9 protein-coding genes are annotated in these 10,804 nt (G+C 70.9%); 4 read left to right on the forward strand and 5 right to left on the reverse strand.

What is annotated here, in order from left to right; all coding sequences use genetic code 11:
- Nucleotides 1–296 precede the first annotated feature (296 nt).
- Nucleotides 297–1,538, forward strand: a complete 1,242-nt coding sequence (locus tag O2L52_RS25045; protein ID WP_270118993.1) for a sensor histidine kinase — start codon at nt 297–299, stop codon at nt 1,536–1,538.
- A 308-nt stretch (nt 1,539–1,846) separates the two neighbouring features.
- Here O2L52_RS25045 and O2L52_RS25050 read toward each other — a convergent pair whose 3' ends face one another.
- From O2L52_RS25050 to O2L52_RS25065, 4 genes are all read right to left on the reverse strand, one after another.
- Complete coding sequence (locus O2L52_RS25050) at nt 1,847–3,082, reverse strand: DUF4253 domain-containing protein (RefSeq protein ID WP_270118994.1); 1,236 nt, start codon at nt 3,080–3,082, stop codon at nt 1,847–1,849.
- A 263-nt stretch (nt 3,083–3,345) separates the two neighbouring features.
- Complete coding sequence (locus O2L52_RS25055) at nt 3,346–4,110, reverse strand: SGNH/GDSL hydrolase family protein (RefSeq protein WP_270118995.1); 765 nt, start codon at nt 4,108–4,110, stop codon at nt 3,346–3,348.
- 424 nt (nt 4,111–4,534) lie between these two features.
- Nucleotides 4,535–6,454: a beta-galactosidase gene (locus O2L52_RS25060; RefSeq protein ID WP_270118996.1), complete on the reverse strand. Its 1,920-nt coding sequence runs from the start codon at nt 6,452–6,454 to the stop codon at nt 4,535–4,537.
- Between the two features lie 315 nt (nt 6,455–6,769).
- Nucleotides 6,770–7,603, reverse strand: coding sequence for a diacylglycerol kinase family protein (locus O2L52_RS25065; RefSeq protein ID WP_270118998.1), 834 nt, complete (start codon nt 7,601–7,603; stop codon nt 6,770–6,772).
- A 126-nt stretch (nt 7,604–7,729) separates the two neighbouring features.
- Here O2L52_RS25065 and O2L52_RS25070 point away from each other — a divergent pair, with 126 nt between their 5' ends.
- Nucleotides 7,730–9,016, forward strand: a complete 1,287-nt coding sequence (locus tag O2L52_RS25070; protein WP_270118999.1) for an adenylosuccinate synthase — start codon at nt 7,730–7,732, stop codon at nt 9,014–9,016.
- Nucleotides 9,017–9,072: 56 nt separating this feature from the next.
- Here the strand turns inward: O2L52_RS25070 and O2L52_RS25075 are convergent, their stop codons facing one another.
- Nucleotides 9,073–9,831 carry an alpha/beta fold hydrolase gene (locus O2L52_RS25075; RefSeq protein WP_270119001.1) on the reverse strand — a complete coding sequence of 253 codons (759 nt, stop codon included), beginning with the start codon at nt 9,829–9,831 and terminating at the stop codon, nt 9,073–9,075.
- Nucleotides 9,832–9,891: 60 nt separating this feature from the next.
- On the opposite strand from O2L52_RS25075, the gene O2L52_RS25080 reads away from it, so the two are divergent.
- On the forward strand, nt 9,892–10,263 hold the full coding sequence (locus O2L52_RS25080; protein ID WP_270119002.1) for a MerR family transcriptional regulator: 372 nt from the start codon (nt 9,892–9,894) through the stop codon (nt 10,261–10,263).
- A gap of 98 nt (nt 10,264–10,361) precedes the next feature.
- A complete protein-coding gene (locus O2L52_RS25085) occupies nt 10,362–10,772 on the forward strand; it encodes a hypothetical protein (RefSeq protein WP_270119003.1) in 411 nt (136 codons plus the stop codon).
- Nucleotides 10,773–10,804: the final 32 nt, after the last annotated feature.

The raw sequence follows: 10,804 nt of genomic DNA on the forward strand, positions 1-10,804 counted from the left end.
CGTCATCCGCCTCCGGAAGACTCCACGCGCATCACGCCCCGGAATCCCGGGCACCCCGGCGGGCGCCCCGCGAACTTCGCTCCGGAAGGCACTGCTCACACGCTGCGCCGCAAGCCGACTCGGTGGAGCCCCGTCACCCGACCGCCCGCGCTCTCCACGAGCGGCCTCAGCCCCGGCTCGGGGCGACATCGGTGCTTTCGGCTCGATCGCTTCCCGGTGCGGGGCTCTGCCGTCGGCGGCCCTTCTCCCCCTCTGGAGGGAGTCACCTGCTCACTTCGGATGCCAGACTCGGCTGCATGCGACAGCTCTTGCGCCCCTTCCGCGGCCCGGCCGCCCCGCTGGGGTGGACGCACGCGTTCCTCGCCGTGGCGGGGGCGTCCTTCGTCGGCGTCCCGGTCGCGGCCGTGCTCGCGTTGGTCTGGCCCGGTCCCGTTCCCGGACCTGTCCTCGCAGCGGCCGGGTGTGCCGCCATCGCAGCCATCGGGCTACCCAAGGCTTCACGGCGCGTGGCGGTGCGCGCGGCGAACCGCTTCCTGCGCATGAACCTGCCCGAACCCGTTGCTCCGCGGCGATTCTCGACCGCGGCCTGGTTCCTGTTGTGGGCCTTCGCAGGCGCGGCGCTCATGCTCGCCACGGCCGTCGCCCTGGTCGGGATGGCGCTCCCGGCGGTGTGGCTCGACGGCGGCGAGACCGTCACTGTCCTGGTCCCCGTCGAGGTCCGCGCCGGCGCGGCCGGGGCCTGGACCCCCGCGGTCACTGGCGGGCTTTTGGTCGCGCTGATCTATTGCGCTGCAGGGTATGCGGCGCTCATGCGCCGACTAGCCGCGCGCCTCCTCGGGCCGGGACTCGCCGAACGCCTCGCCGCTGCCGAGGAGGAGGCCCGCCGGGTCGCGTCGCGCAACCGGCTCGCGCGAGAACTGCACGACGCCATCGGGCACACCCTCACGACCTCGACCATCCAGGCGGCGGTGGCCCGCCAGGTCCTCGAAACCGACCCCGACTCGGCCCGGCTCGCCCTCGCGGCGATCGAGGAGTCGTCACGGTCGGCTCTGGACGACCTCGACCGCGCACTGGGCGCGCTCCGGGAGGAGCCCGCCCCGGTCACCGCCGCGCCCACGCTCGCCGACCTGGCTCGGCTGTGCGAACGGGCCGCGGCGGCTGGTGCGGCGATCTCGGTGCGGGTGAAGGGCGCGCCGGAGTCGGTGCCTCAGGCGGTGTCCCGCGAGGCGTACCGGATTGCGCAGGAAGGGATCACGAACGCCCTCAGGCACGCGCCCGGGGCCGCCGTCGAGGTGGCGGCGGAAGTCGGCGAGGCCCTGCTGGGCCTGCGCGTCGCCAACCCGGTGACGGGCGGCGGCGGATCCGGCTACGGCCGCGGCCTGGAGGGCATGGCCGAGCGCGTGCGCCTCCTCGGCGGCACCCTCGAAGCGGGCCGGGATGCGGAGGGCCGGTGGGTCCTCGAGGTCGCGCTGCCGCTTCGGCCAGTCAGAGCGGCCTCGGCAGACGGCAGTGCCACCCGGAGAACGTTCACCGCGTGAACGACGCCGCGGACCGGCGGGGACCCGCAGGCGCGCTTGTGCCCCGGCGCACCTGGACTACGCCCACCGCGCAACGTGCACCCCGTGAACGACACGGCGGACCAGCGAGACCCGCAGCGGTCACTCGCGCTGCCGCCCCGACTCCCGGAGCCGCCTGGGCCGAGGCGACGGCGACGGCGACGGCGACAGGCCAGAGTTAACCCGGTCAACTTCGGGCCCGGAACGTTCACGCGGTGAACGTGCGTGGCACAAGCGAAGGCGCAGCCGCCGAAAGACGGTCCGGCGGCTGCGCCTCTACGCTGATGCGTTTACGACCAGCGGAAGTACCAGGCCTTCGACCTGATCATGTGCTCGGCGAGGTCCTCGAGGGTCGGCACGCCCGAGTCGAGCAGGTCCGGGCAGTACGCGTACACCTCGCCCGCGATCGCAAGGGCCTCTTCGGCATTCGGCGGGTGCGGCACGTACAGCTCGACCACGTCGTAGGTCATCGCGACCAGCTCGGCCTCGAAGCGGCGGTGCCAGCTGTGCAGCACGGCCGCGTGCTCGGCGCCGTACAGCTCCCAGTTCGTGGAGCCCTTCCACGGGAACATGGCCGGGATCTTCCAGCCCGCGTCGGTCCTGACCAGGCCGAGAAGGCCGTGCGGCTCATGCGGTGTGGCGAAGTCGGTGTCGCCGCGGCGCGGCAGGATCGGGACGCCGCGGGCGGGCTCGCCGGCCTCGGCGGCCTTGTCGTGGAGGAGCTCGGCGGCGTCGATCTCGTCGGCGCGGGTGAGCTCGTCGTCGCCCTCGTGGATGATCGACTCACCGTTGTCGCGCCACTCCTCGGCCGCGCCGAGGAGGACCGGCATCCAGCCGGTCTGCTCGGCCGACTGGCGGATGTCGAGCCACCAGCCCAGGGCCTCGGAGGGCCGGACGGCGAAGGCCCACATGGCGGTGTCGCCGCGGCGCACCAGCTGGTGCATCTTCGGCACGGCGAGCCCGGCGGCGCGCAGCTCCCCGCGGGGGGAGCCCACGATGTCGAGGGACTCGTCGTCCTCGATGCGCGGCATCATCTCGTCGCGGCCGGTGGTCGGCGCGCGGGGCGGGACGGGCTTGTCCAATGTGAGCAGTTCGCGGCGGGGCCGCTCGGGCACGAAGATCGCCGCCTCTGGTTCCGGTTCGGGCGCTAGGGCGCCCGCGGGTGCCTCGTCCGGTTCGCGATCCGGTGCGGTGCCCGGCTCGACGTCCTCGACGGGCTTCGTTTCCTCGTCCGGCTCGAAGTCCTGGACGAGTTGCAGTTCCTCATCGGGCTCGAGGTCCGGCACGGCCGTGAGGACCGGGCCCGCGGGCTCCGGTCCAGGCTCGTACTCGGGCTCGAGCGCGGGTACGAGACGCAGGCCGGTGACTGGCGCCTGGGTAGCGATGCTGTCCTCCTCCGCAGCGTCCGGCGAAGGGGCCGGGCTGCTCTCGGGGGCGGCATCGTCTAGGGCGCCAGAGGAGGCGACCGGTTCGGGCGCGGCCTCGGGCTCGGAGGCAGGTTCAGGTTGGGCGGCGGGATCTGGCACTGAATCAGGTGTGTCCCGGCGCCCCAACAGACGCTGGAGGAGTCCCACAGTTCTCCATGATGCCCTGTCGCGGCCCGGAGCGCCACGCCCACCCCCGAAGCGGCGGAGGAGGAACGCGAAGGACGATCGGGGACGGCTACTTGCCGCGGCCCTTGCGGAACAGGATTCCGAAGAAGAAGGCGCAGGTCATGATGATGACCATGACCGCCAGGAGTTTGAAGAGCAGGCCCATCAGCGTTCCTCGGTTCGGTTCGGGCGTCGCATCATTTCACCTTGGTGAGTTCAGGGCGCTTGGGATCGACGGCGTCGCCGCTCGACTTGCCGGTGAGGCGGCGCTTCACCCAGGGGGCGAAGTGCTTGCCCGCCCACTGGACGCCGTTCATCTCCCGGCGCGGGCGGGGCAGGTTCGGGAGCGGCTCGGACCAGGACGGGTCGGGGTCGACGCCGAGGGCCTCGCACACGTCGTAGGCGACGCGCATGTGCCCGAACGTGCTGAGGTGGAGCCGGTCCTCCGACCACAGGCGCGGGTCCTCGAACGCCTTGTCGCTCCACAGGTCGACGAGGACCGCGTTGTGGCGCTTGGCGACGCGCTTGTAGGCGTCGTTGGTGGCGACGAAGCGCTTGCGCAGGACCGCGATGCCGGGGATGTGCGGGGTGATGTCCGCGCAGGTGAAGAGCACGACCTCGGCGCCGGAGGCCTTGAGGAGGCGGACCACTTCGTGGGCGCGGGTGGAGAGCTGCACGGGGTTGAAGCCGGGGCGCAGGGCGTCGTTGCCGCCGGCGGCGAACGAGACGAGGTCGGGGCTCTGCTTGATGGCGGGCACCACCTGCTCGTCGACGATGCGGTCGAAGAGCCGCCCGCGGATCGCGAGGTTGGCGTATTCCAGGCCGGGCCACTGCTCGGCGGCGCGGTGGGCGAACAGGTCGGCCCAGCCGCGGTGGCGGTCGCCGCCGCTCGGGTCGGGGTCGCCGACGCCTTCGGTGAAACTGTCGCCGATGGCCACGAAACTCGAGTACTCCGCTGCCATTGCACTCCACCTCCGTCTGAGCCGTTCCGCTGAACACCGCCCAGCCGCGGTGACGGCGCGGGCGCTGACCAGCATGCCTCACCTAGATAACGATCGGATTTCGATCAGGTGGCGAGCACGGCCACAGCCGTCTCAGCGGGGAGCGGGAACGGCGGCGATCGGAGGGCGAGTGCCGTTCGGCCCCTTGCGGTCTCGCGAGCGAATGTGAACGGAGGGTCCGGGCAAATCGGACACCCTGGGACCCCCCATTTCAACACTACGCAACGGGTCCGACATGCCCTGCCGACCAGGGCCGGTCGCGCGGCTTCGCGGGGTCGCTCGCGGAAACGGAAAGCGGCGGGAAGCCTCCGGCACCGAGACTGGCCGTCGGCTTCCCGCCGCGGCATTCCGCCCGGTCAGGCCGGGCGTGCTGCGTGCGCCGGAGTTACGCGTGCTCTCGGTGCACCACGACCTCGCCCGCGGGCACGTCGATCACCGCGTCGGCCGCCTTGACCTGCGCGTCCGTCGCCGTGTGGTTGATGCAGAAGAGCCAGCTGCGGCCGTCCTCGTGCGCGCGGCGTACGACCTCGACGCCGACCGGGGTCTCGGCCGGGGGCTCGACGCCCGCGTCCTGGGCCGCGGCGGCGACGATGCGGTCGAGGGTGGCGTCGTCCGGGAACGTCGTCAGGTAGTGCGCGGTGCCCTCACCGAAGCGGTTGACCAGCCACGCCGGGGACCCGTCCGCGTACGTGTCGCGGACTTCCGCCCCTGTCGAAGCCGCCGCCTCGCTCCAGATCGTGCCGTGTCCGCCCGAGGCGAGCTCGACCTTCCCGCCGATCAGCGGGTAGAACTCCTCGCTGCGCACGCCGAGCACGTCGCGGATCGCGCCCGGGTAGCCGCCGAGGTAGACCGTGTCGGTCTCGTCCGCGATCCCCGAGTACGGCGTCACGAGGACCGTGCCGCCGCCGTTCACGAACTGCCGCAGGTTCTCCGCGCCCTTGCGCGAGAGCAGGTAGACCGCGGGGACGACCACGAACCGGTACTTCGACAGGTCGCCTTCGGGCTCGGCGACGTCGGCGGTGATGCCCGCCCGCCACAGCGCCGCGTAGTAGACGTCGAAGACGCCCTGGGCGGTCAGCTCGTTCGTGGGGCGCGCCTCGTGCTCCTGCGCCCACGCGTTCGGGAAGTCCCACAGGATCGCGGTCTCGGCGTCCACGCGCGAGCCCTCGACCTCGGCGAGCTCGCCGAGGCGCGCGCCCAGTTCGCAGACCTCGCGCCAGATCTTGGAGTCGGTGCCCGCGTGCGGGACCATCCCAGAGTGCCACTTCTCGGCGCCCTGCTTCGAAGCGCGCCACTGGAAGAACATGATGCCGTCCGCGCCGCGCGCGAAGTGCTGGAAGGAGTTGCGGAGCATCTCGCGGGGGGCCTTGGCGCGGTTGCGGCCCTGCCAGTTGACGGCGGAAGTGGAGTGCTCCATGAGGATCCACGGCCTGCCGCTGCCGAGCGAGCGCGCGTAGTCGGCGCCGAAGCCCAACTTGACGTGTGCGTTCTCGCCGACCAGGTAGTGGTCGGTGGTGACGACGTCCACGACGTCGCTGAACTCCCAGAGGTCGATGTCGGGGTGCCCGCCGGCCATGAAGTTCGTGGTCATCGGCTTGTCGGAGTACTTGCCGATGACAGCGGCCTCGGCGAGGTAGTTCTGCTTGAGCCGCCAGGACGAGTACCGCTTCCAGTCGAGCACCTGGCCCGGGTTCGCGATCGTGGGGGTCGGGAGCGGGGCGTAGACCTGGTCCCAGGACGAGTACGCCTGTGACCAGAACGCGGTGCCCCACGCGGCGTTGAGCCCGTCGAGGTCGCCGTAGCGCTCGCGCAGCCACACGCGGAACTTCGCGGTCGCGGCCTTCGTGTACGAGCGGGCGTTGTGGCAGCCGTACTCGTTGTGGATATGCCACAGGGCGAGCGCGGGGTGGTTCGCGTACCGCTCGGCGAGCTTCTCGGCGATCGCGAGGGCCTTGGCGAGGTACACGTCCGAGGAGGGGTCGAAGCCCTGGCGGGAGCCGTGCGTGAGCTGGCGGCCCTCGGCGTCGACCATGACCGCTTCGGGGTAGGTCGCGGCGAACCACGGCGGCGGGGACGCGGTGGGGGTGGCGAGGCAGGCTTCGATGCCGTTGGCGGCGAGGAGGTCCATGACCTCGTCGAACCACTCGAACTCGTAGCGGCCTTCTTCGGGCTCGAAGAGGGCCCAGGAGAAGATGCCGACGCTGACGCGGTTCACGCCCGCCTCGCGCATGAGGCGCATGTCCTCGGCCCAGGTCTCGCGGGGCCACTGTTCGGGGTTGTAGTCACCGCCGTAGACGATCGCCATGCAGGGTGCTCCTTCACTGGGGGAGGTACGGGTGCGCACTCCAGGCTACGGGAAGCCGAAGCACGCATCAACCCCCTTGACCAGCTTTTTCACCCCGTTTGAATAAGTCGTGGCAAGCAGTGGCCGAGGTCTCGAAACGTTTCAATCGGAAGCTCGTGAGCAGGCGAAACCGGCCTCGTGGCTGTGCACTGTCACACTTTGCCGTCAGGGTTGTCGCTCTGCACATTTACGGCTCGCGAGCTTCGCCGAGACCGGGTTCTCCGAATGTCCGTTTTGAAGGCTAGCGCCGAAAACGCCCGATCTACTTCGTACGGTCTACGCCTCCGCGGCGTACCAACCGGCAGCGCCCGGCTCGATCCACCAGGTGCGCTTGCGGCCGAGCTCGCCCACGAGCCCGTCCTGGATGTACGTCACGGAGTCCTCCGGGTGGACCGCCACGGCCCGCCCGCGCGCCCGCCGCACCTCGATGCGCAGCCGCTTGCGGAAGCGCCCCACGGTCACCGGCACGGCGACCGCGACGTCGATCTTCCCGTCGGCCGGGTCAGGCTCGGCCAGCACCATGTCGTCGGTCGCCGCGTACCCGTCGGCGTTTGCGACCACGCACGCCAGGATCTGCTCGGAGCCGTCCGCCAGCACCACGTCGTCGAGGTTCACGACCCCGCGCCAGGGCCGGTCCCCGCCGCCGAGCCGCACGCCGTCGATCGCGACGCCGCCGCCGTCGTGGCGCAGCAGATCAGTGCGTTTCACCACTCCCTCGGTGACAGCCGCGGCGACCTCCGCGGGAGTCCCGGGCAGGCCGAACCGCGCGACGATACCGGGCGCCGTCGCCAAGGGGAGGATCGCGATCGGGGGGAGGTCGGGGATCGTGCGCCCGTCCGGCAGCCCCTCGGGCCGCTTGCTCGGGGCCGGGATCGCTTGCCGCACCAGGCGGGCCAGTACCGCGTTGACCTGCTCGTCCGTATCCGCGGCGAGTACGATCCGCTCGTCCGGGTCGGCGAGCGCCGCGTCGACTTCCTCGGGTTTGTCGGCCTCGGCGGTGCGCACGACCGCGCCCCGCGCCTTCAGCTCGTCCACCAGGTGCAGGGCCTGAGTACGCGGTCCGGGGTTCGCGCAGTTGGCTTCCACGAGTGTCAACACGACGACGTTCACGACCGCCACCTTACGGTGTGACGGGGACCCGATTCATAGTGCTTAGGCCTGGTGAGACCCCGCATAAATGAATGCAAGTAGGCTTACCAAGTAATCGGGTGATCAACTTCCCGGGAGGATGGGCAGATGCCAGCGATCGCGGTCGTCGGAACGCAGTGGGGCGACGAGGGCAAGGGCAAGGTCACCGACCTGCTCGGCGCCGAGATGGACTACGTCGTGCGCTACCAGGGCGGCAACAACGCCGGGCACACCGTCGTGACCCCTGACGGCACGAAGTACGCCATCCACCTGGTGCCCGTGGGCATCCTGACCCCGGGCGTCGTCCCGGTCATCGGGAACGGCGTGGTCGTCGACCCGAAGTTCCTCATCTCCGAGCTCGACGAGCTCATCGGAGGCGGCGTCGACGTCTCCAACCTGAAGCTCTCCTCGGACGCGCACCTCATCATGCCGCACCACCGGGCCCTCGACCGCGTGGTCGAGCGGTACCTCGGCGGGGCGCGCATCGGCACCACCGGCCGCGGCATCGGCCCGGCCTACGCCGACAAGGTCGCCCGCCAGGGCATCCGCGTGCAGGACCTCCTCGACCCGAAGATCCTCTCGATCAAGCTCGAGCAGATCCTCCGCGAGAAGAACCAGATCCTCGTGAAGGTCTACAACCGCAAGGCGATCGACCCGCAGGCCGTGGTCGAGGAGTACCTCGGGTACGCCGAGCGGCTCAAGCCGTACATCGCGGACACCCGCCTGCTGCTCAACCAGGCCCTCGACGCGGGCAAGAACGTGCTCCTCGAAGGCGCCCAGGCGACCATGCTCGACGTGGACCACGGCACCTACCCGTTCGTGACCTCCTCGAACCCGACCACGGGCGGCGCCTGCGTCGGCACCGGCATCGCGCCGAACAAGATCACGACCGCGATCGGCATCATCAAGGCGTACACGACCCGCGTGGGCTCGGGCCCGTTCCCGACGGAGCTGTTCGACCAGTTCGGCGAGTTCCTGCTCAAGAAGGGCGGCGAGTACGGCGTCACCACCGGCCGCCGCCGCCGCTGCGGCTGGTTCGACGCGGTCCTCGGCCGGTACGCGGTGCGGGTCAACGGCATCACGGACCTGTTCGTGACGAAGCTCGACGTCCTCTCCGAACTGGAGCGCGTCCCGATCTGCGTCGCGTACGAGGTCGACGGCGAGCGCGTCGAGGAGATGCCGATGACGCAGACCGATGTGCACCACGCGAAGCCGATCTACGAGTACCACGACGGCTGGTTCGAGGACATCTCCCACTGCCGCAAGTTCGACGAGCTCCCGGCGAACGCCCAGAGCTACATCGAGCGGCTCGAAGAGCTGTGCGGCGCCCAGGTGAGCGTCGTCGGCGTCGGCCCGGGCCGCGAAGAGAACATCATTCGCCACCCGATGATCTAAGGGCGACAAGCGAAGCGAAGGGCGTCGGCCTGAGGCCGGCGCCCTTCGGCGTGCTGTCACAGGCCGTGCTTCGCGAGGAAGCCGGTGACGGTCTCCTCCCACAGCTTCGACTGCTCGGCCATGAGCACGTGCCCGGCGTCGATCTCGGTGTACTCGGCGCCCGGGATGCCCTCGGCGAGGACGCGGGAGTTCGCGGGGTCGACCAGGAGGTCGGCGGTCGCGTTGACCACCAAGGTGGGGACGGCGACGTTCGCGAGGTCGCCGGTCGTGTCGGCCGCCCGCACCAGGCGGGCCTGGCCGACGACGCCGCCGGGGACGTTCGCCGCGAGGTCGGCGGTGAGCTGCTCGACCTGCTCGGCGGGCAGGCCGTTGATGAAGCGGGCGCCGAACCCGGTGTCGAGCACGTACCGGGCGAAGGACTCGCGGTCGCTCCGGGCGGTGTCCTCCCAGATGCGCATGCCGAGCGCGAGCCGGTTGTCCGCCTTGGCGAACCCGGCGGCGAGGACCAGGCCGCGCACCCGCTCGGGGTGGCGCACGGCGGCCCGCACCGCGACCGTGGTGCCGAGCGAGAAGCCGATGACGGTGAAGGCCTCGACCCCGGCGGCGACGGCGTCCGCCACCAGGGCGTCCGCGAGCGTGTCGAGGGTGAGTTCGGTGTCGTCCGCGGGGTAGTCGGAGCCGACGACGGTGTGGTTCTCGGCGAGCGCGGGGATGAGGGAGGCGAAGTTCCCCTCGATGCCGCCGCCCGCGCCGTGGGCGAGGACGATGCCTTGACCGGAGCCCTGGACCTTGGTGGTCAGTACAATTTCATTCATGTCCGCAACCCTGCGGGATGACACCGATGTGACAGTCCAGCGTTAGTGACGGAGCACACGATGAGGATCGGCGAACTCGAGCGCCTGACCGGCGTGCCGCGGCGGCTGCTGCGCTACTACGAGGAGCAGGGCCTCCTCCACCCCGAACGCGACTCCAGCGGCTACCGGGTCTACACCGGGGAGCAGGTGGCGCTGGTCGGCCGCATCCGCGAGCTGCTCGCGGCGGGGCTGAACACCGAGACCATCCGGGGCCTGCTGCCGTGCGCGCCCGACGCCGAGCCCGGTTTCATCCCGTGCTCGCGGAGCCTGGAACCGCTGAACGCCAACCTGATGGAGATGGACGCGCAGATCGCGGCGCTCGTGCACCGGCGCGAGCGCCTGGCCGGGTTGAAGGACGCCACCGAGGCCCGGCTGGAGCGCCAGCGCGCGTAAGGGGCCGTGTCAGGTCGGTGTCAGGGCGGTGCAAGCCGCGGGTCCGATAGTTGCTTCATCAACGAGGAACGCACTACCGGATCACCGAGGAGCACGACATGACCACCACCCTCTCCACCCAGGACCAGGCCACCATCCGCACCGCCGCCTACGGCACGGTGACGCTGATGTCCATCGCGGGCATCGCCGGTTCGGCCCACAAGATCGCCACCGACGGCTCGCTGGCGTTCGCCGCCGCCACCGGCACCGTGGGGCACGTCCTCGCCGGTGCGAAGGCGAAGGAGCTGAAGTTCCCGGGCAAGTCCGCTGCGGCGATCGCCGAGCAGGTGCTGCCCGCGATCACCGAGTCGGTGCGGCTGCTGGAGGCCCAGGAACCGGCCGAGGCGGAGAACTTCCGCTCGACGATCCGCATCGCCGTGGAGGCCGCCACCCGCGCGCACAAGGGCGCGCCGAGCCCGGTGATGGCCGAGATGACCCGCAAGATCGACCAGGCCCTGAACGCCGCCTGACCTGTCAGCGCCTGAGCGCCGTGGCCCCCCCC

It is taken from the genome of Glycomyces algeriensis (assembly GCF_027622855.1).
Classification (GTDB): domain Bacteria; phylum Actinomycetota; class Actinomycetes; order Mycobacteriales; family Micromonosporaceae; genus Glycomyces; species Glycomyces algeriensis.